Here is a 23,487-nt window from a genome sequence, read left to right on the forward strand (position 1 = left end):
ATAACTCCGTCCGGGGTCAGGGGAATCTCGCTCTCAATCTATTTGCGCAACAAAGCCACTCCTTCCCCTCTCGCGCGCTTTTGCCGAGAGCGAGATCGCCAACATCGCGCTCATCTTCGCCGCCCTCGCGTGCAATGTCAGGGCTTTGATTGGCAACTGCGACAGGCGCCTGCGCATGTGGCAAGGCTTGGGCTTCGTAGCCTGGTGCCTCAGCGGCATCCTGCTCGGGGCATGGACAGCAGCCTGCCTTGCTGCCCTCACCGTGGGGCGCTACATTGCTGCCGAGTGGTCCTCGAAAAAGGCGCAGAACACCCGCGACATCGTCACGATCGTCTTCCTCGCGCTGCTGATGAGCGTGACTGCCCTCACTTGGGAAGGCATGTCGAGCCTGCTACCAGCCCTTGCCGGCGTGATCGCGACTTACGCCACCACCCAGATCAGAGGAGCCTCGACGCGACTGGCCCTGGCCTTCGCTTCGGCGCTGTGGGGCGTCAATGCATGGGCATGGGGAGAAACCTGCGGGATGATCGTCAGTGCAGGTGCGGCCCTGGCAGGCTGCGTCGGCGCCTGGCGCCTGCATCACGCCGGCAACGCACCATTGAGCCGGCAATCAATGAAAGATCAAGCCGCATAGCGGCCTGATGAATTCCTCGCCGAGCGCGGCATCGTCATTGCCCGGTCGCCGGCAGCGTTCCACCGCGCCAAGCCCGAAGTGCTGGACAGCGACAACGCCGGGCTCACCCGGTTCTGCCGTGGCCTGCTCACGCAGTTGCTGGAACATCGGCGCAGCGTTCAGGAGCGCATTGCCGAGGCAGACGGGCTTTGTTGCGCAAATGAGTTGAGAGCGAGATTCCCCGGACCCCGGACGGAGTGATGCCACGGCCACCGTTTGCGGCCGGCCAAGGGCGATGAAGCGCTTGAGCAGCGCGTACCTGTGACGCGGCCATCCGGTGATCGAAGATCGGTCCGGAGTCAATGGCCTTGCCGGGGGTGCGGCGCCGCTAGGGCTTCCGGCCGCCACGGCGCGGCGGGGGCGGCGGCTGCCGCGCGGGCGTCGCCTGGACCAGCCACTCGACCCGCCCCATCGCGTCGATCCTCGCCTTGTGGCCGTCGCGCTGCAGCATCACATGCGTGGCGCTCACCTCCAGCACCTGCGCGCCGCGAGCGATCAGCTCGTCGATCTGGCGGCGGGCCATCGGCGACAGCGGCTCGAAGCGCGCGAGGTCGGTGCTGGGACGCGGGCGGGCGGCCGGCGCGGGCTTGCGGGGGCGGTCACGAGGCGGGGAGGCGGGGCTCATGAGGGGGCAGCGGCAAGGCCGGTGCCCGGCTCGGCGGGTCGCCGGCGAATCGCGCGCCGACCGCTCGGGCAAGGCAGGCCCGGCATCCCGAATGCTCGTGGCAAGGATTGGCAACCACGAGACGAGGCACGGCATGAATCCGCACGAGCAGGACGATTCTTCCAAGGCGCCGCAGCAGCCGGCATCCGGCACGACTTCCCCCGGCGGCACGGCCAGCCCTGCGGCGGACGAGCGGCGGGAATGGCAGGAGGATTTGCGCGAGGAGGCGGACGAGCGCTCGGCCGGCTCCGACGAGGCGTCGGCCAACACGCTGGAACCGGCGCCCGGCGGGAACCACGGGCTCCACGGCGGCCTGGTGCGCTGAAGCCCGGCCGGCGCAGGCCGGCCGACCGCGCTGCTCGTGTGACGGAATACACCCCCTCAAAAACGGGATTGACGCTCTGAAATTGTGCTAGGACCGAAAAGATTGCTGCCGCGTCATGTACTCTCGCGCACGAAACAAAAAATCACAAGAGCGCTTGCTCTAGCTCTATTAAATTTAAGGCAGCAAATGAAGAATTTATATAAACCAAAGATCGGCGCAGTCTTAAGCATTCCCATAATTACTCTCTCTTTGTATGGGTGCGGAGGCGGCGGAGAGGCTGAAGGCACGAATCCTGAATCGAAAAACAATCCTCACACCCAGCAAATTGCCCCCTTATCCTTAAGCAAGGATTGCAACCTGGACTCAAGCTATCTCGCCCTAAAGGGGACGGTGACAGAAGTTTATGACGGGGACACCATTACCGTAAACGCGTCAGGAATTTTGCATAAAGTTAGGCTTGAGAGCATTGATGCGCCGGAAGTCGGTCAGCCTTATGGAACCCAGTCCCGCCAATCTTTGGCGGAGGCCTTGCTCCATAAAGCCGTTACTGTTGCCTACAAAAAAACAGATATGTACGGTCGCAAAGTGGGCTCCACTTATACAGATTCATGCCAAAGCATTAACCTCAACCAAGTGTCAATTGGGATGGCGTGGTTTTACAGAGCTTATCAATGCGAAATAAGCTCAACAATGCAAAATCTTTTTTCCGAAGCAGAACAAAATGCTAGGGAAGCAAAGCTAGGACTTTGGGCAGACAGCAACCCTCAGGCGCCTTGGATTTACAGGAATGGTGCCGAACAAACAACCCCAGTTTGCCTAGGGGATACCGCGGCCTCCCCTAGTCCCGCACCCGCACCCGCACCCGCGCCTACGCCTACACCGGCGCCTACACCGGCACCCGCACCAATCGTTAGTGCCCCGATAAGAAGCACCCCTATATGTTATACAGGACCGCGGGGCGGAACTTATACTCTCACAAAGAATGGCAACAAGAACTACAGCGGTTGTTAATCCGTTGCTAGGGTCTGTTTGACAGGGTTTTCGATTGCGTCCGTAGAGGGCCAACTTTCCCTGTGGCTCTATATGAAATCTAGCTTCAACAATGGCCGTAGAACCGGCCCTCGTGCCCCTGTCAAACAGAGCCTAGCAGATATGCCAAATGTGGCGACTCCAATGCTCTCCGGGCAAGGTCCCCGGGACGCAACTGCGCCGTGCGGTTCGCGGCCTGCGCCGGGACCGCAACGACCGGGATCGGCCTTGCAGGCATGAGTTCGTTGGCGCCGTTGCCCCACGCGCGCACTCTCGGCCCGGCCTTGGCCAGCGGCGCTCGCGGGCTTGCCCTGCGGACTCCGGGTCTGCGCCGCCTTCAGGAAACAACCTTGATGGAATCCGGCTCGACCCGCCAGATCCACTTCTCGTCGTCGCGCTCGCCCGAGAACTCGATGCGCCTGCCCTTGTAGGGCCTCAGGTCCAGCTCCCGGTCCGAGGGGCCCGATGCCGCCACGATGGAAATCGTGGTCAGGCGCAATCTCTTGTCGGGGGCGAGGTCGGGGACGAAGCGCGGCGGCTCCTCGTTCGTCACCAGGCCGGCATAGGGATTGTTGGGACCAGGCATCGTCCGATCTCCGGCAAAGGGTCGAGACCCAGGCTATCACCGCAGGCCGGGCCGCGGAGGCACGCGTCCCCCCGCCCCTGCCGGCGCACAGGGCAAGCGGCCCTGCCCGGCAGGCAGGCCGTTCGCGCGGCATGTGACGCCTGCAAGGGCGTCGCCCGGGCGCCGGCCCCGCGGCTTCAGGGCGTGCCCGTGACGGGCGTCAGCAGCACGGTCGAGCGCTCGCCGCCCTCAGCGAACACGAGGATCTGACCGCTGTCGTTGATCATGCGCCCCGAGCGCAGCAGCAGCCCCGCGGGCGCGCCCGGGACCCGGGTGTTGAGATCGACCGCGCCGCCGTCCGCCGTCCAGGCGAGCGCGTAGACGTCCTCGTCCCGGCTGGCGTCCGGCCGATCCGCGATGCCGACCGCGACGCCGTGCTCGTTGATCGAGCCCATCAGCAGGAAGAAGCGCTTGGCCGCCTCGATCTCGACCAGCCCCTTCGCCCTGCTCCAGAAGAAGGCCCGCGTCAGATCGATGGTGCTGACCAGCATCTGGCCCTGGTCGTTGAGCGCCTGCACGTAGGAGAAGGGCTGGCCGGCGATCAGCGAGCCGACATCGTGCAGCGTGCAGCCGGAGCGGGTCTCGCCGAGGAATGCTCGCGCGTCGAAGGCGTCGAGCGTGCCGGCGAACGCGCCCGCCTCGTTGAGATGGGAGATCTCGGCCACCACCGGGCCGGCGGCGCTGCAGGAGCGCTCGAAGACGGTCGCGCCGGTTCGCGAATCGACCAGCACCGCCTTCTCGACGCCCCCGACGAGGCCGACACCGGCGACGAGGCCGGCGTCGTTGATGCGCGTGGCCTTGAGCATCGGGAAGTCGCGCGCGATCGTGGTCACGAGCCCGGTCGTCGCGCTCCACAGGAAGCCGCGCGGCCCGGACGGCGTCTCCAGCGTGCCGACGACCTGCCCCAGCTCGTTGACGTCGTGGGCGTTCGAGCCCAGCACCGTGGCCGACAGCGGCGCGATGCGCACCAGCCCCCCCGCCTTCGTCCACGAGAAGGCCTCCTGGGCCCCGCCCTCGTGCGCGAAGTGGCCGACCACCTGCCCGGCGTTGTTGAGGTCGCTCGGTGCCGGGATGTCGCCGCTCGGGCTGGCGTAGAGGATGTTCTCGGTCCCGTTGTAGAAGAACCCGCCGCGGGCCGACTCCCCCACGTAGTAGCCGGCCACCTGCCCCTTCGCGTTGAGCACCACCCCGGTCGAGTTCGGCTTCGGGCCGATCCAGGTGAGGCGGTAGGAGATCGTGGCCGGGTTCGCGGCACCGGGCGCCGGGGAAGGGGCGGGCGCGGGGTTGCCGGCGGTGGTCCCGCCGCCCGCCTTGTCGCGCAGCGCCTGGGCGTCGTCGCCGCCCCCGCCGCAGGCGGCCAGGCCCAGGAGCGCCGCGAGGGCGATGGCAAGGAGAGATTGGGTGCGCGGCGTGGCGCCGGGGGTCCGATCGTGCATGGCGTTTCATTCCCGGGTGGAGGTCGGAGACGAGCCTAGTGCGGGATGGAAAAGCAGGCCACCGCGCCAATTTGTCCCGGAGAAATACAGGTGTGTCGTTTGCTGAGGCGCCGCGCCCGTGGCCTGCCCAGGGGCGGGGGTCCGGCAAGCCGGGGCAGCAGCGCCCGGCCCTCGCCTGCCGGCCGCCTCGCGCGGCACGCACCCCCCTCGTTGGCGGGGCGCCGTACCCGTGGATGGAGGTGGGGCGCATGCGGCCTGCGGCCGGCTGCCGTGCCGGGTGGCCTGCCAATTGCCAGTGGATTGCCAGATGGCGACGGACCCCGCGGCCTGCGCCGATTCCACCCACCACCGCAAGCCCCCGTATGGAATTCCTTCTCGACCCGAACATCTGGATCGCCTTCGCGATGCTGACCGCCCTGGAGATCGTCCTCGGCGTCGACAACATCATCTTCATCTCGATCCTGGTCGGGCGGCTGCCGCCGGAGCAGCGCGATAACGCGCGCCGGCTCGGGCTGGGCTTCGCGCTGGTCACGCGGCTGCTGCTGCTGTTCTCGCTGAGCTGGGTGATGGGGCTGACCGCTGACCTGTTCACGATCTTCGGGGAAGGCATCAGCGGCCGCGACCTCGTGCTGCTGTTCGGCGGCCTGTTCCTGCTCTACAAGGCCTCGCACGAGATCTTCGTCGAGGTGGAGGCGCGCGACGAGCACGGCCCGCAGGTTCATGGCGTCGGTGCGGAAGAGGCAGCCAAGGCGGCCGCGACGGCGAGCCGCAACCTGTTCTGGGGCATCATCGCGCAGATCGGGGTGATCGACATCGTCTTCTCGCTCGACTCGGTCATCACCGCGGTCGGCATGGTCGACCAGATCGGCGTGATGGTCGCCGCGGTGATCACCGCGGTCGTCGTGATGCTGATCGCGGCCAAGCCGATCGGCGAGTTCGTCGACCGCCACCCGTCGGTGAAGGTGCTGGCGCTGGCCTTCCTCGTGATGGTCGGCATGGCGCTGACCGCCGAGGCCTTCGACCTGCACGTGCCCAAGGGCTACATCTACGCGGCGATGGCCTTCTCGCTCGCCGTCGAGGCGCTCAACCTGCGCGCCCGCGGGAAGCGGCTCGCGCTGCGCGCCAAGGAAGCAGGCGAGGCATCGGGCACGCCGCCGCACGGCGCCTCCTGAGCGCCCGCACCGACACGAGGGGCACCCTCCCGGTCCGGTCCTTAGCCGGGCGCATCCGGCCGACGCTCGCCGAGGCGGTCGATCTGGGCCCGGATCGCCGCGCGCAGCGCCTCGCGGTCCTGCGGCTCCAGGCGGTCGCGACGCAGCCTCGCGAAGGCCTGCTCGCAGCTGCGGCGCGCCGCCTCGGGCCACTGCGCGCTGGCGAGGCCTGTGTCCGCCAGCAGGGACTGCAGCTGCCCGGCACCGAGCGTGACTTCGTCGCGGCGCGCATGCGCGCGGTGCATCACGTAGGCCAGCGTGCCGACGGCGCGGTCGAGCACGATCCACGGGAAGTTCGGCGCCGCGTAGGGCCCGACCACCAGGCTCGCCCCTCCGAGCCTGAGCTGCGAGGGCAGCAGCATCGACAAGGGCTCGGGGAGCGGTCCGCGCGGCAGCCGCACCGCGATCTCCGGCCGCCGCTTGCCGAGCATCAACGCGCCCGCCGCGCCGACCGCGGCGCCGATCGCGCTGCCGGCGAGCAGCGTCGCGCCGGCGGTCATCGCGTCGGCCCCCGCCCCCACCACCGCCCCGGCCGCGGCACCCGCGGCGAGCAGCTGGCGCGCGTCGAGCCCCAGCAGCGACCAGGTGTCCTCGCTGAACAGCCCGTCGGCGAAGAGCGGCTCGGTCGCCGCGCCGGCCTTGACGCGGCGGTGGCCGAACAGCGCGATCAGCGCCGCGTGCGCGCGCGCCTCGCGCGCCGCGATCGCGGCCATGAAGCGCTGGCGCAACTGCTCGGCCACCGCCTCGGCCTCGGGGCCCTCGGCCGGCGGCGCGGTCTCGCGGTGCTGCAGCACGTCGGCGAGCAGCTGCACGATCAGCTCGGCGGCCTCGTCGAGCCGGCCGGCCCAGTCCTGGCGCAGCACCGCCACGGCCTGCATCAGCCGCGGCTTCCAGCCCTGCTCGATGCCGGCGAGCGTCTCCAGCAGCTCGATGCGGTCGGCGAAGGAGGCGTGGTGCGCGTCGAACTGGCGCACCGCGTTGAAGTGCATGCCGAGCCGCCGCTTCCAGTCGGCGACATGGTCGTCGCGCCCGGTGCGGTTGATCAGCGCCATGCGCGGCGCGCCGGTCAGGCGCAGCAGCTCCATCTCGGCGAGGTGCAGGTCGAGCAGCGGGCGCGAGCCGTCCACGACGTAGACGATGCCGGCGCCGCCGACTACCGGCTCGAACAGCCGGCACTCGGCGTCGAAGTCCGGCTCGCCGCGGTGGCGCGCGACGAAGTCGGCGAACAGCGCCAGCGGCTCGCGCGCCTGCGCCGCGGCACGCAGCTCGGCCAGCGCCTCGCGCGCGTTCTGGAAGCCGGGCGTGTCGAAGAAGACGAACAGCTCGCCGAGCGAGAAGCGCTGGCAGTCCACCGTCTCGCCCGGCATCGCGGACACGCGCACCTGGTCGTTCTCGGCGAGCGTCGAGATCACCGAGGACTTGCCGTGGTTGACCGCGCCCACGACCGCGAAGGTCGGCGTCTCGTTCATGGAAGCCTCTCGATCTCCAGAGCCAGGTGCTGGATCTGCCCGAAGCGGCGCCAGATCGCGAGGCGCGCCTCGTCGCCGCCCTCGCGCTCCGCCGCGGCCTGCGGCTCGGGCACGAGCAGCACCCGCACCTCGGCGTCGCCGGCGAGGCCGAGCACCGCGCGCAGGAAGCGCGCCACCGCCACGATCGGGTCGCGCCCCGACTCCACCACCACCGCCAGCGCCTGCGGCCGCTGCCGCAGCAGTGGCTCGCGCAGCGCCTCGAGCGCGCCGCGATCGTCCACCGGCACACGGTGAAGCGCGTCGATCTCCCAGCCGAAATGCCGCCGCAGCCGCTCGGCGAGCGCCGCGTCGCCCAGCGGCAGCTCCTGTGCCACGAGCACCGCGCAGCGCGCGCCCGGCCGCGGCTGTGCGCCCGGCGCCGCGGCCTCGCCCTGCGGCAGCCGCTCGACGCCGCCGCTGCTGTCCACCAGCGGGCCGGCGAGGCGCCGCCACAGCGCGCCGGCCTCCGGATGGTCGAAGCGCAGCGCGCGCAGGCGCCGGCGCAGCCCGAGCTCGACCCCTCCCCACAGCGCCAGGCGCAGCAGCAGCCCGTAGCAGGCCACCGACAACGCCAGGAAGGGCCACCAGGACCGCGCGGCGGCCTCCGGCAGCGTGTGGGCAGGCTGGCCGCGGCCATAGCGGGTCGCGGCCACCTCGTCGGCGCCCGGCTGCGCCTGCGGCAGCAGCCAGCGCCAGGGCGTGGCCGCCCACTGCACCGCGCGGTGCATCTGCGGCGCGCTGATCGGATAGGTGGACTGCCAGCCGAAACGCAGGTCGGCCAGCGGCAGGTGCAGCGCCAGCATCGCCACCAGCAGCCCGAGGTTGAAGGCCACCGCGAAGCGTTGCATCAGCGCCACCAGCGGCGCGGCCAGCAGCGTGCCGCCGTAGTGCTCGCGCCGCAACGCGATACGGCCGAGGGCGGCGCGCAGCGCGTCGCGCTCCTCGCCCGGCGCCCGACGCAGCCCGGCGTCCAGGCGCAGCAGCAGGGCGCGCCACAGCCCCTGCAGCGCCCCGCCCGTGCCGCGCCGGCGCCAGCGCAGCCAGCCGAGCAGCGCCAGCACGAGCAGCAGCAGCTGCAGGCCGACCACCGCGACCCAGAACAGCACCGCGTTGACGGGTTCGTGCGTCGCGGTGGCGAACCACGCGCCGCTGAGCGCAACGCCCGCCACACCGCCGGACAGCCAGGCGAGCCGCGCCAGCCAGCTCAGCGCCGCGCGCAGCCCGGTCCCCGGCGTCGGCCGCCCGCCCTGCCGCCCGCGCTGCAGCTCGAGCCAGGCGCGCAGCACCGCGCGGCGGTCGCGCCGCGCCCCGGGGGCGAGCCCCGGGGCCACCTCGGCCTCGAAACGCAGGCGGTCGTCCTCCGGGTCGGCCCGGGCAAGGAAATGCTCGAAGTCGACCACGTCGGCCAGCGTCCAGTCGGCGGTTCGCGTCACGGCATCCTTCGCGGCGGTTCCAGGAACGGCACGGGACAGATGTTCCCCCGCGTCCTGCGTACTTGGAAGGATGCCCCAAAACCTCCGCACCTCCTCCGCTGTGCCAGATAGCGGAATTGCCATCATCCCCTATTGACCTGTGTCAATCTGTCATAGGACGCTCCAGGTTCGAACATCACAAGGTCCGGCCTGGAAGCAGGCAGGCCAACGGAGGAAACCCTTGAAAGCAGCACGACACCTCGTCGCGATGGCAGCACTGTGCGCGGCCATCGCCGGCACGCCCGCGGCGCGCGCGGAACAGCTCGTCATCGGCCAGGTGGCGCCGCTGTCCGGACCGGAGGCCACGCAGGGGCGGGCCTACTCCTTCGGCATCCAGCTCCATCTCGACCAGGTCAACAAGGCCGGCGGCGTCAACGGCAACACGCTCGTGCTGGTGCGCAAGGACGACAAGGGGCTGGCCGACGAGACGCTCGCCGCCACACGGCAGCTGCTGGCGCAGAACGCGCCGCTGGTGCTGGCGGGCTACTTCGGCAACCGCAACATCGCCGAGCTGCTGAAGTCCGGCCTGCTCGACAAGGAGCGCATCGCGCTGGTCGGCTACCGCAACACGGAAGTCGCCCCGGACGGCGCCTGGCTGTACGGCGTGCGCGCCACGCTGAAGGACGAGATCCAGAAGATCGCCACCCATCTCGCCACGGTGGGCATCGAGCGGCTCGGGCTGCTGTACGAGGAGGGCGCGGGCGCGGCCGCCGTGCAGGGCGCGACCGAGGAGGCGGTGAAGCGCGCCGGCGCGACGCTCGTGACGCGGGCGGGCTACCCCGAGGGCACGACCCGGGTGGCCGCCGCGGTCGACAAGTTCCTGGCCGACAAGCCGCAGGCCATCATCCTCGTGACCACCGGTGCCGCCGCGGCGGCCTTCGTCGAGGACTACCGCTCCGGCGGCGGCGCCGCGCAGCTCTTCGCGCACTCCGGCACCGACATCGAGCAGCTGTCCAAGCGCCTGTCGGAGACGCACATGCAGGGCCTCGCGATCTCGCAGGTCACGCCCAACCCCTACAAGATCACGACCCGGCTGACGCGGGAGTTCAAGGAGGCCTACGCGGCCCATCCCGATCCCGAGGTCCCGCTCAGCTACGCGATGCTCGAGGGCTACATCGCCGCCAAGGTGATCGTCGAGGCGGTGCGCCGTGCCGGGCCGCGCGTGAACCGCGAGAGCTTCGTGAAGACGCTGGCCGGCATCGATGCGCACGACCTCGGCGGCTACCCGGTGAACTTCCGCGGCGGCCGCACCGGCGCGCGCTTCGTCGACCTGTCGATCGTCAGCAGCACCGGCCGCATCCGCCAGTAGGCCCCTGGCTCCGGGACGCCTCGACCGAGAATCCCTCCCCTCCCGGGGGCCGCAATGCGGCGCCCGGCACAAATCCTGCAAAGATGGCGGGCATGGAACCCAGCAGAAACCTTGTCCCGCCGAAGGAAGGCGCCCTCCCCCCCATTCAGCCCGACGCGCTTCGCAGCGCGTGCTCGAACTGCACGCTGCGCGAGCTCTGCCTGCCGGTGGGACTGTCCCCGGAGGACCTCGAGCACCTCGACCGCGTCATCAGCAAGCGCCGCATGCTGCGTCGCGGCGAGGCGCTGTTCCGCGCCGGCGACCGCTTCGAGGCGCTCTACGCGGTGCGCTCCGGCTTCCTGAAAACCACTGTGTCGAAAGAGGACGGCCGCGAGCAGGTGACCGGCTTCCAGATGTCGGGCGAGATCCTCGGGCTCGACGGCATCGGCAGCGCGCAGCACACCTGCGACGCGATCGCAATCGAGGATGCCTCCGTCTGCGTCATTCCCTTCGAGGAGCTCGAGCGACTGTCGCGCGAGGTCGGCGAGCTGCAGCGCCAGCTGCACAAGGTGATGAGCCGCGAGATCGTGCGCGACCAGGGCGTCATGTTCCTGCTCGGCAGCATGCGCGCCGAGCAGCGCGTGGCCGCCTTCCTGCTGAACCTGACGAAGCGCCTGAAGGCGCGCGGCTACTCCTCCTCCGCGCTGGTGCTGCGCATGAGCCGCGAGGAGATCGGCAGCTACCTCGGCCTGAAGCTCGAGACCGTGAGCCGCGCCTTCTCGAAGCTGCAGCAGGAGGGGATCCTGGCGGTGCGGCAGCGCGAGATCGAGATCCTCAGGAGCGAGGCGCTCGGCGCACTGGCCAACGAGTGACGCGGGCGGCCGGTCGCGCCCCTCGCCGCCCGGCCCCGCCCCAACGCCCGTAGCGCGCCATTCCCTGCCCTGCGCCCGCCCGCCCCTGCGGAGCGACGGCCGGCACCCTTTCCGCCTCCCGCTTGTCGCGTCCCGGCGGTCTCGCGGATCCTGCGTCCGGATTCACGGGGCACGATTCCCGGGAGTCCTGCGGGCCTTTTCCCTAGAAATCGGCCGGCATTGGACATCGGCCCCGCCCGGGTAGAAAACCGTCGCCAGAAATATCCACCGAGCCCGGTCCTATTTCCTGCAAGCCCTGCGGGAGGCGGCATCGCACCTTTTCAAGAGGTGTCTGCTCCATACATTTCCACGCATTCGCATGTGTCGAGGATTTCCCGGGAATATTCGCGCTGCAAACCAGGTTTCCCGGGTTGCTCGCCTTGCGCTCGCACCCGGCCGGCATGCGGCGCGCCGCTTCTGGTGGGCGGCTTCACAAGCTGATACCTGCCTTCATGCCTGCACACCTTCCCGCTGGAAGGCAAGTCCCTGCCCCCGTGCTGCCGCCCCCCAGGGTGCGTGCCCGCGACCCGCATTCACGCGCCCGGGAATAAGGGGTTTCGAGGGAAGTCCCGAATTCTTAACTTGGCGCCAACAGCACGCCGGACGCCACCTCCTCGCGACTTCCGCGCCGGCCCGCTGAACAGCACCTCGCCGCGGTTCTCGGGCGGGGAATTCCGAGCCCGGCCGCCGTCGATTCGCAGCGGCACGGGCCCGGCCCACGAGTTTCGGCACCGCATGGAAACGAAGACGTCCCGCCCGGGGATTCACCCGGGCCCGCCCCGGCAGAAACGGGAGATGCACGAGGCCTTCGATTTCCCGTCGCCGGAGAATCCCGCCACCCGCAGGGCCGGCACGATTTCCCCGAATCGGGCGGCGCGACCCGTTCGTCCCGCCGCCGCACCCCATCGCGTCCAGAAACCGGAGTCTTGAATGAAGAGCGTATTGCAGGTCATGGATTATGCCGCCCCCTACCGGGGCAGTTTCATCGAGTCCCTCGACCGGCTCGACCGGGAATTGAGGAAGGACGGCTCCCGCATCGTCTACGTCTTCCCGCCGAACGCGGCCACGAATTCCGCGGCGCAATGGATCGGCGAGATGGAGCGCAGCGGCAGCAAGACCTACTTCCTCACCGGCCGCGTCGCGGAGGACGCCCGCCTGCTGCGCGGCATCATCCGCGAGCACGACATCGGCATCGTCCACACCCACTTCGAGAACTTCCGCATCGACCTCGCCGTCTACCTCGCCACGCTCTTCTCCGGCGTGCGCAAGGTGCGCCATTTCCGCAACCACTTCCCGCACCGCCCGCTGCTGAAGAAGGCGATCAAGCGCGTGCTGTTCCGCGACTGCGACTTCATCTGCGTGAGCAACTCGGTGACCGAGGGCATCCGGCAGGAGTTCCCGCGCAACCGGTCGCATGCGGTGGAGAACGCGATCCAGTACGGCCGCCTCGACCAATTCGAGACCCTGAGGAAGTCGGACTTCGGCATGGACGAGAACAGCCTCGTCTGCTTCATGATGGGCTTCGACTTCAGGCGCAAGGGCGTGGACCTGGCGCTGGAGGCGGTGCGGGGGCTGCGCGAGCGCATGGACGTGCGGCTGATGATCTCGGTGTCCGCCAACCTCGACACCGTCAAGGAGCACATCCGGAGCCAGCTCGGCTCGATCCCCGAATGGGTCGTCCTGGTGCCGCCGCGCAACGACATCGCGTCCTACTACCGCATGGCCGACGTCTTCGTCTCCGCGTCCCGCGAGGAGGGCTTCTGCAACGCGCTGGTCGAGGCCGCCTACTGCGAGAGGATGGTCGTCGCCAGCAGGATCCCCGCGCAGGGCGACCTGCAGATCCCGCACGCCTTCTGGTTCGAGCCCGGCAACGCGCAGGACCTGAGGCGCCAGCTCCTGCAGGCGCTCGAACGGCGGGGCTCGTACGCCGCCGAGCTGCGCCAGGCGAGGCACGCGGTCGAACAGACCTACGACATCAGCGCCTGGGCGCAGAAGATCGTGTCGATCTACCGCAGCGGCACGCCCGCACCCGGCGGGCAGCGGCGGCGCACGCAGCCGGTCTGAAGGAGCCGGCCCGGCCCGAGAGACCGCGCGTCGACGAGGACGGCAAGCTCTTGCGCCCGGGCAACGACGGCACCGGCACCGCACCCGATACCGGTCGATCTCAGCGCGCGCCGGCCCGGTAGCGGCCCAGCAGCTCGTCGCGCCGCACGCGGAAGTGCGCGCCCTGCGCCTCGAGCCAGGCCCGCACCCGCTCGACCTGCGGCCCGGGCTGCATCGGCGACACGAAGTGGTAGGCGGCGCGGGAGCGCACCGGCAGGCCGAAGGGCGCCACCAGGCGCCCCGCCGCGAGCTCGTCCAGCACCAGCGCGGCGCGGCCGATCGCGATGCCCTGCCCGGCCAGCGCCGCGCCGACGGCGAGCTGCGACAGGTTGAAGTGGTGGCCCTGCTCCAGGTTCGCGAGCGCCACGCCCGCATGCCGCAGCCAGTGCGCCCATTCCTCGTGGGGACCCGCTCCGTCCCAGGCGTTGTCGTCGTGCAGCAGCATCGGCGCGCGCAGCTCCGACGGCGCGCGCAGCCCCGGGTGCGCCGCCATGAAGGCCGGGCTCGCCACCGGCAGCAGCCACTCGTCGAGGAACTCCGAGGCCTGCAGGTCGTGGTAGTCGCCGAGGTCGTAGCGCACCGCGGCACCCAGCTCGTCGCGCGCCATGCGGGCGCGGTCCAGCGCGTGGAATTCGCCGATCACGCGCAACTCCACCTCCGGATGCCGGCGGAAGAAGTCGCCGAGCCGCGGCGTCAGCCAGCCCATCGCGAAGGACGGCGCGCAGCTGAGCGCCAGCGGACCCTCCATAGGCCGGACGCGCAGCTGCGCGAGCGTGCCCTCGATCGCCTGGAAGGACTCCCGCACCACGGACGCGAGCCACTGTCCCTCCGGCGTCAGCACCAGCGCGCGCGGGCTGCGCAGGAACAGCGGGCGCTGCAGCCACTCCTCCAGCTGCTTGACCTGCTGGCTCACCGCGCCCTGCGTGATGCACAGCTCCGAGGCGGCCTTCGTGAAGCTCATGCACCGCGCCGCGGCCTCGAAGCACCGCAACCATGCAAGCAGCGAAGGATTCAGGCGCGCGTCCATTTATTCATTAGTAAAGCTAATCCTCGTGCCAGTATAAATGCCTTGCACGACGGCAGCCGGATCGCACCATTGCGTCAAGCCCCTTCTCCCACACGCCATGTCCGCTTCATCCGCCTCCGCTGTCCCTGAATCCAACTCCATCGGGAAAACCCCGATTCCCCTGCCTTTCGACCTGGCAGGCTTGAAGGCCGGCAGGCCGGTGCTGTGGACGGCCGGCGCCGAGCCGCGTCCCGGCATCGCGGCGGGTGCGCCTGGCATTAGCATGGCTGATATCGAGGCCACCCTCGCGCGCTGGGACCGCTTCGCGCCGCTGCTGGCGGGCCTGTTTCCCGAGCTCGAGCCGCATTGCGGCGTGATCGAGTCCGGGCTGCTGCCGGTCCCGCGACTGCAGCAGGCGCTCGGGCTGCCGGAGGAGGCCGGCGCGCTGCTGGTCAAGGCCGACCACGCGCTGCCGGTCGCCGGCTCCGTCAAGGCGCGCGGCGGCATCCACGAGGTGCTCGAGCATGCCGAGGCGCTGGCGCTGCGCCACGGCCTGCTCGCCCCCGGCGGCGACTACCGCGGGCTCGCGTCGCCGGCGGCCCGGGCGCTGTTCGCGCGCCACCAGGTGGCGGTCGGCTCCACCGGCAACCTCGGCCTCGCGATCGGCGTGGCGGCCTCGGCGCTCGGCTTCCGCGCGGTGGTGCACATGTCGGCCGACGCGAAGGAATGGAAGAAGGAGCGCCTGCGCCGGCGCGGCGTCGAGGTCGTCGAGCACGCGGGCGACTACGCCGAGGCGGTCGCGGCCGGCCGCCGGGAGGCGGCGGCGGACCCGCTCTGCCACTTCGTGGACGACGAGCGCTCGCTGTCGCTGTTCCTCGGCTACGCGTCGGCCGCGCCGCGCTTGGCGCGGCAGCTGCAGGCGCTCGGCCGCCGCGTCGACGCGGGGCACCCGCTGTTCGTGCACCTGCCCTGCGGCGTGGGCGGCGCGCCGGGCGGCATCGCCTTCGGGCTGGCGCAGATCTACGGGCCGCACGTGCACTGCTTCTTCGCCGAGCCGACGCGCTCGCCCTGCTTCCTCGCGCAGATGCTCGCCGGCACGCCCGGCCACGAGCAGCTCGGTGCCAACCCCTCGGTCTACGAGCTGGGCCTGGACAACCGCACCGAGGCCGACGGCCTCGCGGTGCCGCGCGCCTCGGAGCTCGCCGCGGCGCTGGTGCGCCCGCTGCTCGCCGGCGTCTACACCGTCGAGGACGAGACGCTGTTCCGCCACCTGCACCTCGCCGCCTCGACCGAGGAGCTGCGCATCGAGCCCTCGGCCGCCGCCGGGCTGTCGGGTCCCGCGATGCTGCTGGGCACGCCCGCCGGCCGCGACTACCTGGCGCGCCACGGGCTGCAGGAGCGCATGCCCGGAGCCACCCACATCGCCTGGACCACCGGCGGCCTGTTCGTGCCCGACGAGGAGTACGCACGCTTCCTCGCGCGCGGCGCGGCCGCCGCCTCTCCCCGCCCCTGAGCCCTCCCCTTCCCCACCGACCCGAGCCCCGCCATGAAAACGACCTCCCGACTCGCCTTCGCCGTCCTCGCCGTCGCCGCCGCCACGGTCGTGCCGCTGGGCAGCGCCCGCGCCGACGACGCCTACCCGTCCAAGCCGATCCAGCTCGTCATCCCCTTCCCGCCGGGCGGCGCCACCGACGTGCTCGGGCGGCTGCTGGCGAGCTCGCTCTCCGCGAAGCTCGGCCAGCCGGTCGTGTCGGAGAACCGCGCCGGTGCCGGCACCGTCATCGGCGCGGGCTACGTCGCGAAGGCGCCGCCGGACGGCTACACGCTGCTGATCAGCTCGGGCACCACCTTCACCGTCAACCCGGCCATCCACCCGAAGCTGCCCTACGACCCGCTCAAGAGCTTCGAGCAGATCGGGATCGCGGGCCGCACCGGCCTGATCCTGCTCGCGCACAAGGACGTGCCCGCCAGCAACCCGAAGGAGTTCGTCGCGCTCGCCAAGTCGGCGCCGGGCAAGTACGCCTACGCCTCCTTCGGCAGCGGCACCACCGCGCAGTTCACAGGCGAGCTCATGCAGCGGGCCACCGGAACGCAGCTCGTGCACGTCCCCTACAAGGGCAGCGCGCCGGCGATGACCGACCTGATCGGCGGGCAGATCCCGTTCTCGGTCGACACCGTCTCGGCCGCGATCCCGCAGCTCAAGGCCGGCAAGGTCAAGGCCATCGCGGTGACGACCGCGAAGCGATCTGCCCTGCTGCCCGACGTGCCGACCTTTGCCGAGAGCGGGTACGCGCTCGACGCCGACACCTGGCTGACGATCGCCGCGCCGCGCGGGCTGCCGCCGGCGGTCAAGGCGAAGCTCGAGAAGGCGCTGGCCGAGGTGGTCGCGATGCCCGAGGTGCGCGAGAAGCTCGTCTCGGTCGGCTTCGAGCCGGGCTATCGCAACGGCGCCGCGGTCGAGGCGCAGATCGAGAAGGAGCTGCCGCTGATGCGGGCCACCGCGCTGCGCGCCAACATCCGCCCGGAATGAGCATGCCCGCGCCGTCCTCCGCAGTGTCCTCCGCGGCGTTCGCGCCGCCGCCGCCCGCCGCGCGGCCCGGCCAGCCGCTCGCCGCGGTCGACACCCCCGCGCTGCTGCTCGACCTCGACGCCTTCGAGCGCAACCTCGATCGCATGCAGGCCGCGGCCGAGGCGTCCGGCGTGCGGCTGCGGCCGCACGCGAAGGCGCACAAGTGCCCCGACGTGGCGCGGGCGCAGCTCGCGCGCGGCGCCGTCGGCATCTGCTGCCAGAAGGCGAGCGAGGCGCTGCCCTTCCTGCAGGCCGGCATCGGAGACATCCTCGTCAGCAACCAGCTCGCCTCGCCCGCGAAGGCGGCCTGGCTCGCGCAGTGGGCGCGGCATGCGCGCATCGCCGTCTGCGTCGACGACGCGGCGCAGGTCGACGCACTTTCGGCCGCTGCGGACGCCGCCGGCAGCACGCTCGGCGTGCTGGTCGAGATCGACATCGGGCAGGGGCGCTGCGGCGTCGCCGACGCGGACGCGGCGCTGCGGCTGATCGAGCGCATCGCCCCGCACGCGGGGCTGGACTTCCTCGGCCTGCAGGCCTACCACGGCGGGCTGCAGCACCTGCGCGGCTGCGCGCAGCGGCGCGCGCAGGCGCTCGCCGCGGCCGAGCGCGCCGGCCGCGTCGTCGCGGCGCTGGAGCGCGCCGGCGTGCGCTGCGCCACCGTGACCGGCGGCGGCACCGGCAGCGTCGAGTTCGACCTCGAGAGCGGCGTCTACACCGAGGTCCAGCCCGGCTCCTACGCCTTCATGGACCGCGACTACGCCGACAACGAGCGCGGCGAGGCGCTGCGCTTCGAGCACGCGCTGTTCGTCGCCACCGCGGTGATGAGCACCGCCGCCGGCACGCACGCGGTGGTCGACGCCGGGCTCAAGTCGCTCGCGCTCGACTCGGGCCTGCCGGCGGTCTGGCCCCCGGGCGGCGCGCTGCGCTACCTGCAGGCCAACGACGAGCACGGCCTCGTCGGCGCCGAGGGCGGTGCGCCGCTGCCGCCGCTCGGCAGCGTGCTGCGGCTGGTGCCCGGCCACTGCGACCCGACCTTCAACCTGCACGACGAGATCGTGGGCTGGCGCGGCGACACCGTCGAATGCGTCTGGCCCGTCGCGGCGCGCGGCCTCGCCCGCTGAGCCCTCCCCTGTACCGAGACTTCCCACCCATGCAACACCAAGACATCGTCGCCCTTTCCGCCACCGAGATGCGCCGCCGCATCGGCGCCCGGCAGCTCTCGCCGGTCGAGCTGCTCGAGGCCTGCATCGCCCGCATCGAGGCGGTGAACCCCCTTGTCAACGCCGTCACCGCCACCTGTTTCGAGCGCGCCCGCGCCGAGGCGCGCGCCGCCGAGCAGGCGGTGATGGCGGGCGGGCCGCTCGGCCTGCTGCACGGCCTGCCGCTGGGCGTGAAGGACCTCGAGGAGACCGCCGGGCTGCTCACCACCTACGGCTCGCCGATCTACCGCGCCAATGTGCCGGCCGCCGACAACGTGCTGGTGGCGCGGCTGCGCGCCGCCGGGGCGATCGTCGCGGCCAAGACCAACGTGCCCGAGATGGGCGCGGGTGCCAACACGCGCAACCCGGTCTGGGGCGCCACCGGCAACCCCTTCGACCCGAACCTGAACGCCGGCGGCTCCTCCGGCGGCTCGGCCGCGGCGCTGGCGCTCGACATGCTGCCGGTGTGCACCGGCTCGGACACTGGCGGCTCGCTGCGCATCCCGGCGGCGAAGTGCGGCGTGGTGGGCTTCCGCCCCTCGCCCGGCGTGGTGCCGAGCTCGCGCAAGCCGCTCGGGTGGACGCCGATCTCGGTGGTCGGCCCGATGGGCCGCACGGTGGCCGACGCCTGCCTGCAGCTCGCCGCCACCGCCGGGCTGTCGGCCTCCGATCCGCTCACCCACGAGCTCGACCCGCTGTCCTTCCTGCACCCGCAGGAGGTGGACCTCGGGACTTTGCGCGTCGGCTACACCGAGGACTTCGGCGCCTGCGCGGTCGACGAGGGCATCCGCGCCGTGTTCCGCGACAAGATCGGCGCGATGCGCCACCTGTTCCGCAGCTGCGAGCCGCTCGACGTCGATCTCGGCGAGGTGCACCGCTGCTTCGACGTGCTGCGCGCCGAGGCCTTCGTCGCCGGCATGCAGGCCGCCTACGAGCGCGACCCGGCGAGCCTCGGCCCCAACCCGCGCGCCAACTACGAGATGGGCGCGGCGATGCGCCTGCTCGACAGCGCCTGGGCGCAGGCCGAGCAGACGCGCCTCCTCGCGCGCTTCCAGGCCGCCTTCCGCGACGTGGACGTGATCCTCGCGCCGACCACGCCGGTCTCGCCCTTCCCGTGGACCCTGCCGCATGCCGCGACGATCAACGGCGAGGCCCAGGAGAACTACTACCGCTGGCTGTCGCTGACCTACGTCACGACGCTGACCACGCACCCGGCGCTCGCGCTGCCCTGCGGCACCGACCGCGCCGGCATGCCCTTCGGGCTGCAGGTCGTCGGCCGCTTCCGCGCCGACCGCCACACGCTCGGCGTCGCCCACGCGATGGAGCAGGCCTTCGCCGCGTCCGAGGCGCTGCGCCGCCCGGTGCCGGACGTGCGCCGGCTGCGCCCCGCGGAGCCGGCCCTCGGCTCGATCGTCACCGCCCCGCCCGTGCTCGACGCGCGCAGCAGCGCCGGCACCGCTTCCGCCGTCTGAACGCCATGGACATCCACGACTTCGCCGTGATCGGCGCCGGCATCGCCGGGGCCTCGGTCGCCTGGGAGCTGTCGGCACGCGCCTCGGTGCTGCTGCTCGAGCGCGAGAGCCAGCCCGGCTACCACACCACCGGCCGCTCGGCCGCGCTCTACATGGAGAGCTACGGCACACCGGCGATCCGCGCGCTGACGCGCGCGAGCCGCGCCTTCCTCGAGCGGCCGCCCGCCGACTTCGGCGACGAGCCGATCCTGAGCCCGCGCGGCGTGCTGCACGTCGCCGGCCCCGGCCAGGACGACCTGCTCGAGTCGGCCTGGCGCGAGCTGTCGGAGCGCTCGCGCGACATCCGCCGCGTCGGCCGCGACGAGATGCTCGCGGCCGTGCCCTGCCTGCGCCCCGAGGCCACTACCGCGGGCCTGGTGGAGGACGGCGCGAGCGACATCGACGTGCACGCGCTGCACCAGGGCTACCTGCGCGGGATGCGCCGGCAGGGCGGCACGCTGCGCACCGGCGCCGAGGTCGCCGGCCTGTCGCGCAGCGGCGGGCTCTGGACCGTGCGCCTGGCCGACGGCACGGCGGTGCAGGCGCGCACGGTCGTCAACGCCGCAGGCGCCTGGGCCGACGTGCTCGCGGCGATGGCAGGAGCCCGGGCGGTGGGGCTGGAGCCGCGGCGGCGCAGCGCCTTCATCTTCTCGCCGCCCGAGGGCGTGGACGCGAGCCGCTGGCCGGCGGTGGTCGGCATCGACGAGAGCTACTACTTCAAGCCCGACGCGGGCCGGCTGCTCGGCTCGCCGGCCAACGCCGACCCGGTGCCGCCGCACGACGTGGTGCCGGAGGAGCTGGACGTGGCGCTCGGCATCCACCGCATCGAGGAGGCGACGACGATGACGATCCGGCGCCCGCACAGCACCTGGGCGGGCCTGCGCTCCTTCGTGGCCGACGGCGACATGGTGATCGGCCCGGACGCGGCCTGCGAGGGCTTCTTCTGGCTCGCGGCCCAGGGCGGCTACGGCATCCAGAGCGCCCCCGGCGCCGCGGCGCTCGCGCGCAGCCTGCTGCTCGGCGAGGCGCTGCCCGAAGGCCTGCGCGCAGAGGGTGTGCAGGCACGGGCGCTGTCCCCGCAACGCCTGCGCTGATCCCCGCACGGGGCGCGGGCAGGCTCCCGTGCCGCGCGCGGCGGAGACTCAGGAGCCCAGCGGGGCCGTCATCACGAACAGCCGCGGCAGCCCGAAGCTGCCGACGAGCTGCCGCATCTCGTGCCCGAGCTGCTGCCACAGCGCGTCGAAGGCCTCCAGCTCAGGGAGCGTCGGCGTGACCCGCAGGCCGCGCAGGTCCAGGCAGTCGCCATCGCCCCCGAGCACCTCGCTCGCGACGCCGAAGGCGCCGGGGGCGAGCAGATCGTCCGGCGCGCCGTGGCGCAGAAAGCCCGGCGCACCGCGGCGCAGCGCCTCCTCGATCTCGAGCGGGCGCTGGAAGTCAGGATCGTTCTTCCTCGATGCGGGAAGGGGAATGCCGAAGACAGCTTTGTGAATTTTCACCATCGGAAATTCTCTTTGGCAGGAAGGATGCAATATCCGGGCCCTTCGGGGCCGTCCTTCCTGCACGGAATTCGCGCATTCTGCCTCAAACCGGTGCCGATATCCCTGCCGGGGCCCTCTCCCCGGCCTGCGCCGCGTGCCGCTCCCCCGAGCCCCCTTACGCCAAGACAGGGAAATAAAGCCCTGAAACGCCTCTGCCTGCCGGCACTCCTGCAGGAAGGCTTTCTCCCCCGTCCCCGCAGCGGGGCATCCCCATTGCAATATCCCCTTGCACGATCCCGGGGCAATTCCGCCTCCCGGCCGGTCCTTTGCACTCCGGATGCTCGCCCCCCGTGAATCGATGGGGCGCCTCCCGAATACCGGACATCACATCCATCAATCGATGAAACAGCCCGGAAACTAGGGTTTACCCTTAATCTGTGCTCCACCACTTCCAGCAAGGAGCTCACATGGATTCCTGGTTGATCTTCCTCGGCCTGGTGTTTCTGGTCGTACTGCGCGTCTGGCTCGGATATGCCTTCACGAAGGCCTTCGGCGACCAGTCCGACAGGTTCCGCTCGCTGCTGTCGCGGGCGCGCGACCGCGGATATTGACAGCGCGCGCCGCGTCCGCCGGGTTCCGCCCGCCCCTCACGGCAGGACTCCCGCCTCACGCTGCCTGCCGCCGCACCCACTCGGCGAACGCCTCGGGGCCGCGGAAGTCCTCCAGCGAGCGCGCCGGGATCTCGGGATGCCGGCGGGTCCACATCCGCACCAGCGCGGTGCCGGCCCCGACCTCGACGACGCAGCGCACGCGCCGCTGCGCGACGGTTTCCATGCAGCCGGCCCAGTCCACCGGGTGGTCGATCTGCGTGCTGAGCGCGGCCTTCAGGGCCGAGGCGTCGCGCAGGCCCGCACCGCCCGCGTTCACCGCCACCGGGCAGCGCGCACGCGCGAACGGGAGGGCGGCCAGCAGCTCGCGCAAGCCCTGCGCAGCCGGGCGCATCCACGAGGAATGCGAGGCGACGCGGATCGGCAGCCGCCTGCAGTCGAAGCCCGCCTCGGCGAGGCGCGCCTGCGCGGCGTCGAGCGCTGCCGCGGTGCCGGCCCAGATGCGGTGGTCGGCGGCGATGCGCAGCGCGCATTCGAGGCCGCACTCCGCGACGATCCGCTCCAGCCGCTCGCCCGGGGGGCCCGCCACCGACAGCAGCCCGGTGTCCAGGCCCTCGACGGCCCGGTCCATCAGCGCGGCACGCCGCCCCGCCAGCTCCAGCGCCTGCGCGGGCTCGATCAGGCCGGCGCAGGCGAAGGCGGCGAGCTCGCCGACGCTGTAGCCGGCGACGATCGCGGGCGGCTGCGGCAGCAGCGGCGCCAGCGCCGCCCAGGCCGCGAGCGAGGTGCCGGTGACGAGCGGCTGCGCGACCTCGTTGCGGCTGCGCCAGGCCTCGTCGTCGAGCCGCGTGCGCCAGTCCGCGCCGAGCTGCGCGGCCATCGCCTGCAGCAGCGGCGCCGCCTCGGGGGCGGCATCGAGCCAGGGCAGCATCTGCGCATGCTGGCTGCCCTGCCCGGGAAACAGCACCGCGTAGCTCACGGGACGAGCTCGGCTTGCGGCAGCGCGGCTGGCACGGGGGCCGTCACCGCCTCCAGCCAGCAGGCCGCGCCGAGCAGGTCGGCGGCGCCGCCGGGCGACAGGCGGCGCGCGACGAATTCCGCGTGCAGCGCGCGGCCGCGCTCGAGCCAGTCCGGCCGACGCACGCCGCCGCCGGCGACGAAGTCCGCCGCCGAGCGCTGCGCGAAGCGCAGTCCGTCGATGCCGCCGCGGTGCACGAGGTTGGTGTCGTCGAGCGCCGCGATGGTCTCGAACAGCGCCTGCACGCGCGCCTGGCGCTCGGGCAGGCCCGAGCGGCGCGCAGCCTGCAGCGCCGGCAGCGTCACGTCGAAGAGCGTCGGGAAGCCCGCGGCGGCCTCGTCGCAGGCGCTGCGCAGCCCGTGCGCGCGCGCCGCGCGCTGGCCGTTTGAGCGTGGCGGCGCCGAGTTCAGCCCTGCCGCATGGGCGGCGAGCTCGCGCCCCCAGCCCTGGCGCATCGACTCGCGCACCGAGCCGGCGTCGAGCGCGCGGCGCTGTGCGAGCAGCCGCCCGCCGGCGGCGCACAGCAGCCCGAGCAGGAACACCGCGCCGCGGTGGGTGTTGACGCCGCCGGTCGCCGACAGCATGCGTGCCTCGGCCTCGACGCCGAGCGCGCGCAGCGCGGCGAACGGCGCGCCGCGGGCGCCGGCCTGCGCGATACGCGGGAAATAGTGGCGCAGCGCGAACAGGCTGCGCACGAAGGTGGCGGCGTCCATGTCCGCATGGCTGCCGGTGTCGCGCAGGCTCACCAGGCCCGGCTTGGGCTCGAGCGTCAGCTCGACGTACAGCGCGCGCACCGCGGCGGCGCCAAGCCGCTGCTCGGCGGCGCTGGGGCACCCGGCGCGGCGCATCGGCG

Annotated in this window: 23 protein-coding genes; 13 read left to right on the top strand and 10 right to left on the bottom strand. The window is 71.7% G+C overall.

The window, feature by feature from the left end; all coding sequences use genetic code 11:
• Positions 1-112 precede the first annotated feature (112 nt).
• A complete protein-coding gene (locus tag D3A59_RS20695; protein WP_272868089.1) occupies positions 113-634 on the top strand; it encodes a YgjV family protein in 522 nt (173 codons plus the stop codon).
• Here the strand turns inward: D3A59_RS20695 and D3A59_RS25535 are convergent.
• Both D3A59_RS25535 and D3A59_RS20700 read right to left on the bottom strand, forming a co-directional pair.
• Complete coding sequence (locus D3A59_RS25535; RefSeq protein WP_157991615.1) at positions 611-781, bottom strand: hypothetical protein; 171 nt, start codon at positions 779-781, stop codon at positions 611-613. The genes D3A59_RS20695 and D3A59_RS25535 overlap by 24 nt on opposite strands.
• 220 nt (positions 782-1,001) lie before the next feature.
• Positions 1,002-1,298, bottom strand: coding sequence for a hypothetical protein (locus tag D3A59_RS20700; RefSeq protein WP_119157226.1), 297 nt, complete (start codon positions 1,296-1,298; stop codon positions 1,002-1,004).
• A gap of 133 nt (positions 1,299-1,431) precedes the next feature.
• On the opposite strand from D3A59_RS20700, the gene D3A59_RS20705 reads away from it, so the two are divergent.
• On the top strand, positions 1,432-1,662 hold the full coding sequence (locus D3A59_RS20705) for a hypothetical protein (RefSeq protein WP_119157227.1): 231 nt from the start codon (positions 1,432-1,434) through the stop codon (positions 1,660-1,662).
• A gap of 186 nt (positions 1,663-1,848) precedes the next feature.
• On the top strand, positions 1,849-2,673 hold the full coding sequence (locus tag D3A59_RS26905) for a thermonuclease family protein (protein ID WP_419187269.1): 825 nt from the start codon (positions 1,849-1,851) through the stop codon (positions 2,671-2,673).
• A 355-nt stretch (positions 2,674-3,028) separates the two neighbouring features.
• Here the strand turns inward: D3A59_RS26905 and D3A59_RS20715 are convergent, their stop codons facing one another.
• Both D3A59_RS20715 and D3A59_RS20720 read right to left on the bottom strand, forming a co-directional pair.
• Positions 3,029-3,277: a hypothetical protein gene (locus tag D3A59_RS20715; protein WP_119157228.1), complete on the bottom strand. Its 249-nt coding sequence runs from the start codon at positions 3,275-3,277 to the stop codon at positions 3,029-3,031.
• Positions 3,278-3,453: 176 nt separating this feature from the next.
• Entirely contained in the window at positions 3,454-4,752 is a 1,299-nt protein-coding gene (locus tag D3A59_RS20720; protein WP_119157229.1) for a hypothetical protein, read from the bottom strand.
• Positions 4,753-5,114: 362 nt separating this feature from the next.
• On the opposite strand from D3A59_RS20720, the gene D3A59_RS20725 reads away from it, so the two are divergent.
• Positions 5,115-5,924: a TerC family protein gene (locus D3A59_RS20725; protein WP_119157230.1), complete on the top strand. Its 810-nt coding sequence runs from the start codon at positions 5,115-5,117 to the stop codon at positions 5,922-5,924.
• A 41-nt stretch (positions 5,925-5,965) separates the two neighbouring features.
• Here D3A59_RS20725 and D3A59_RS20730 read toward each other — a convergent pair whose 3' ends face one another.
• Positions 5,966-7,432 carry a GTPase/DUF3482 domain-containing protein gene (locus D3A59_RS20730; RefSeq protein WP_119157231.1) on the bottom strand — a complete coding sequence of 489 codons (1,467 nt, stop codon included), beginning with the start codon at positions 7,430-7,432 and terminating at the stop codon, positions 5,966-5,968.
• Positions 7,429-8,904 (bottom strand): DUF2868 domain-containing protein, encoded by a 1,476-nt coding sequence (locus tag D3A59_RS20735; RefSeq protein WP_119157232.1) that lies wholly within the window; start codon positions 8,902-8,904, stop codon positions 7,429-7,431. Before D3A59_RS20735 ends, D3A59_RS20730 begins: the two co-directional genes overlap by 4 nt.
• A 220-nt stretch (positions 8,905-9,124) precedes the next feature.
• On the opposite strand from D3A59_RS20735, the gene D3A59_RS20740 reads away from it, so the two are divergent.
• The 3 genes from D3A59_RS20740 (at position 9,125) to D3A59_RS20750 (ending at position 13,206) form a co-directional block, all read left to right on the top strand.
• Positions 9,125-10,252, top strand: coding sequence for an ABC transporter substrate-binding protein (locus tag D3A59_RS20740; RefSeq protein WP_240636154.1), 1,128 nt, complete (start codon positions 9,125-9,127; stop codon positions 10,250-10,252).
• Positions 10,253-10,344: 92 nt separating this feature from the next.
• Complete coding sequence (gene fnr / locus D3A59_RS20745; protein ID WP_119157234.1) at positions 10,345-11,103, top strand: fumarate/nitrate reduction transcriptional regulator Fnr; 759 nt, start codon at positions 10,345-10,347, stop codon at positions 11,101-11,103.
• 969 nt (positions 11,104-12,072) lie between these two features.
• Positions 12,073-13,206: a glycosyltransferase family 4 protein gene (locus D3A59_RS20750; RefSeq protein WP_119157235.1), complete on the top strand. Its 1,134-nt coding sequence runs from the start codon at positions 12,073-12,075 to the stop codon at positions 13,204-13,206.
• A gap of 100 nt (positions 13,207-13,306) precedes the next feature.
• On the opposite strand, the gene D3A59_RS20755 is transcribed toward D3A59_RS20750, so the two are convergent.
• On the bottom strand, positions 13,307-14,272 hold the full coding sequence (locus D3A59_RS20755) for a LysR substrate-binding domain-containing protein (RefSeq protein ID WP_119157236.1): 966 nt from the start codon (positions 14,270-14,272) through the stop codon (positions 13,307-13,309).
• A gap of 97 nt (positions 14,273-14,369) precedes the next feature.
• Here D3A59_RS20755 and D3A59_RS20760 point away from each other — a divergent pair, with 97 nt between their 5' ends.
• From D3A59_RS20760 to D3A59_RS20780, 5 genes are read left to right on the top strand one after another with little or no spacing between them, the layout of a single operon-like run.
• On the top strand, positions 14,370-15,764 hold the full coding sequence (locus tag D3A59_RS20760; protein WP_119157237.1) for a D-serine ammonia-lyase: 1,395 nt from the start codon (positions 14,370-14,372) through the stop codon (positions 15,762-15,764).
• 33 nt (positions 15,765-15,797) lie between these two features.
• Complete coding sequence (locus D3A59_RS20765) at positions 15,798-16,781, top strand: Bug family tripartite tricarboxylate transporter substrate binding protein (protein WP_119157238.1); 984 nt, start codon at positions 15,798-15,800, stop codon at positions 16,779-16,781.
• A 2-nt stretch (positions 16,782-16,783) separates the two neighbouring features.
• A complete protein-coding gene (locus tag D3A59_RS20770; RefSeq protein ID WP_119157239.1) occupies positions 16,784-17,941 on the top strand; it encodes a DSD1 family PLP-dependent enzyme in 1,158 nt (385 codons plus the stop codon).
• Between the two features lie 29 nt (positions 17,942-17,970).
• Positions 17,971-19,491, top strand: coding sequence for an amidase (locus D3A59_RS20775; RefSeq protein WP_119157240.1), 1,521 nt, complete (start codon positions 17,971-17,973; stop codon positions 19,489-19,491).
• A 5-nt stretch (positions 19,492-19,496) separates the two neighbouring features.
• Positions 19,497-20,624, top strand: a complete 1,128-nt coding sequence (locus D3A59_RS20780) for an NAD(P)/FAD-dependent oxidoreductase (RefSeq protein ID WP_119157241.1) — start codon at positions 19,497-19,499, stop codon at positions 20,622-20,624.
• A 48-nt stretch (positions 20,625-20,672) separates the two neighbouring features.
• On the opposite strand, the gene D3A59_RS20785 is transcribed toward D3A59_RS20780, so the two are convergent.
• A complete protein-coding gene (locus tag D3A59_RS20785; RefSeq protein WP_119157242.1) occupies positions 20,673-21,029 on the bottom strand; it encodes a hypothetical protein in 357 nt (118 codons plus the stop codon).
• A gap of 446 nt (positions 21,030-21,475) precedes the next feature.
• On the opposite strand from D3A59_RS20785, the gene D3A59_RS25545 reads away from it, so the two are divergent.
• Positions 21,476-21,619, top strand: coding sequence for a hypothetical protein (locus D3A59_RS25545; RefSeq protein ID WP_157991617.1), 144 nt, complete (start codon positions 21,476-21,478; stop codon positions 21,617-21,619).
• A 55-nt stretch (positions 21,620-21,674) separates the two neighbouring features.
• Here D3A59_RS25545 and D3A59_RS20790 read toward each other — a convergent pair whose 3' ends face one another.
• Together D3A59_RS20790 and mdcB are read right to left on the bottom strand one after the other, a co-directional pair.
• Entirely contained in the window at positions 21,675-22,595 is a 921-nt protein-coding gene (locus tag D3A59_RS20790) for an acyltransferase domain-containing protein (protein WP_119157243.1), read from the bottom strand.
• Positions 22,592-23,482 (bottom strand): triphosphoribosyl-dephospho-CoA synthase MdcB, encoded by an 891-nt coding sequence (gene mdcB / locus D3A59_RS20795; RefSeq protein ID WP_119157244.1) that lies wholly within the window; start codon positions 23,480-23,482, stop codon positions 22,592-22,594. The genes D3A59_RS20790 and mdcB overlap by 4 nt, the downstream gene beginning before the upstream one ends.
• Positions 23,483-23,487: the final 5 nt, after the last annotated feature.

It is taken from the genome of Caldimonas tepidiphila, from assembly GCF_003569765.1.
Classification (GTDB): Bacteria; Pseudomonadota; Gammaproteobacteria; order Burkholderiales; family Burkholderiaceae_C; genus Caldimonas; species Caldimonas tepidiphila.

Bases quoted from the DNA above. Each gene is read 5' to 3' on its own strand.
- D3A59_RS20725 (WP_119157230.1), top strand. From the start codon at position 5,115: ATGGAATTCCTTCTCGACCCGAACATCTGGATCGCCTTCGCGATGCTG.
- D3A59_RS20755 (WP_119157236.1), bottom strand. From the start codon at position 14,272: ATGGACGCGCGCCTGAATCCTTCGCTGCTTGCATGGTTGCGGTGCTTC.
- D3A59_RS20715 (WP_119157228.1), bottom strand. From the start codon at position 3,277: ATGCCTGGTCCCAACAATCCCTATGCCGGCCTGGTGACGAACGAGGAG.
- D3A59_RS26905 (WP_419187269.1), top strand. From the start codon at position 1,849: ATGAAGAATTTATATAAACCAAAGATCGGCGCAGTCTTAAGCATTCCC.
- D3A59_RS20730 (WP_119157231.1), bottom strand. From the start codon at position 7,432: ATGAACGAGACGCCGACCTTCGCGGTCGTGGGCGCGGTCAACCACGGC.
- D3A59_RS20705 (WP_119157227.1), top strand. From the start codon at position 1,432: ATGAATCCGCACGAGCAGGACGATTCTTCCAAGGCGCCGCAGCAGCCG.
- D3A59_RS20765 (WP_119157238.1), top strand. From the start codon at position 15,798: ATGAAAACGACCTCCCGACTCGCCTTCGCCGTCCTCGCCGTCGCCGCC.
- D3A59_RS20700 (WP_119157226.1), bottom strand. From the start codon at position 1,298: ATGAGCCCCGCCTCCCCGCCTCGTGACCGCCCCCGCAAGCCCGCGCCG.
- D3A59_RS25535 (WP_157991615.1), bottom strand. From the start codon at position 781: ATGTTCCAGCAACTGCGTGAGCAGGCCACGGCAGAACCGGGTGAGCCC.
- D3A59_RS20780 (WP_119157241.1), top strand. From the start codon at position 19,497: ATGGACATCCACGACTTCGCCGTGATCGGCGCCGGCATCGCCGGGGCC.
- D3A59_RS20770 (WP_119157239.1), top strand. From the start codon at position 16,784: ATGCCCGCGCCGTCCTCCGCAGTGTCCTCCGCGGCGTTCGCGCCGCCG.
- D3A59_RS25545 (WP_157991617.1), top strand. From the start codon at position 21,476: ATGGATTCCTGGTTGATCTTCCTCGGCCTGGTGTTTCTGGTCGTACTG.
- D3A59_RS20775 (WP_119157240.1), top strand. From the start codon at position 17,971: ATGCAACACCAAGACATCGTCGCCCTTTCCGCCACCGAGATGCGCCGC.
- D3A59_RS20785 (WP_119157242.1), bottom strand. From the start codon at position 21,029: ATGGTGAAAATTCACAAAGCTGTCTTCGGCATTCCCCTTCCCGCATCG.
- D3A59_RS20720 (WP_119157229.1), bottom strand. From the start codon at position 4,752: ATGCACGATCGGACCCCCGGCGCCACGCCGCGCACCCAATCTCTCCTT.
- fnr (WP_119157234.1), top strand. From the start codon at position 10,345: ATGGAACCCAGCAGAAACCTTGTCCCGCCGAAGGAAGGCGCCCTCCCC.
- D3A59_RS20760 (WP_119157237.1), top strand. From the start codon at position 14,370: ATGTCCGCTTCATCCGCCTCCGCTGTCCCTGAATCCAACTCCATCGGG.
- D3A59_RS20750 (WP_119157235.1), top strand. From the start codon at position 12,073: ATGAAGAGCGTATTGCAGGTCATGGATTATGCCGCCCCCTACCGGGGC.
- mdcB (WP_119157244.1), bottom strand. From the start codon at position 23,482: ATGCGCCGCGCCGGGTGCCCCAGCGCCGCCGAGCAGCGGCTTGGCGCC.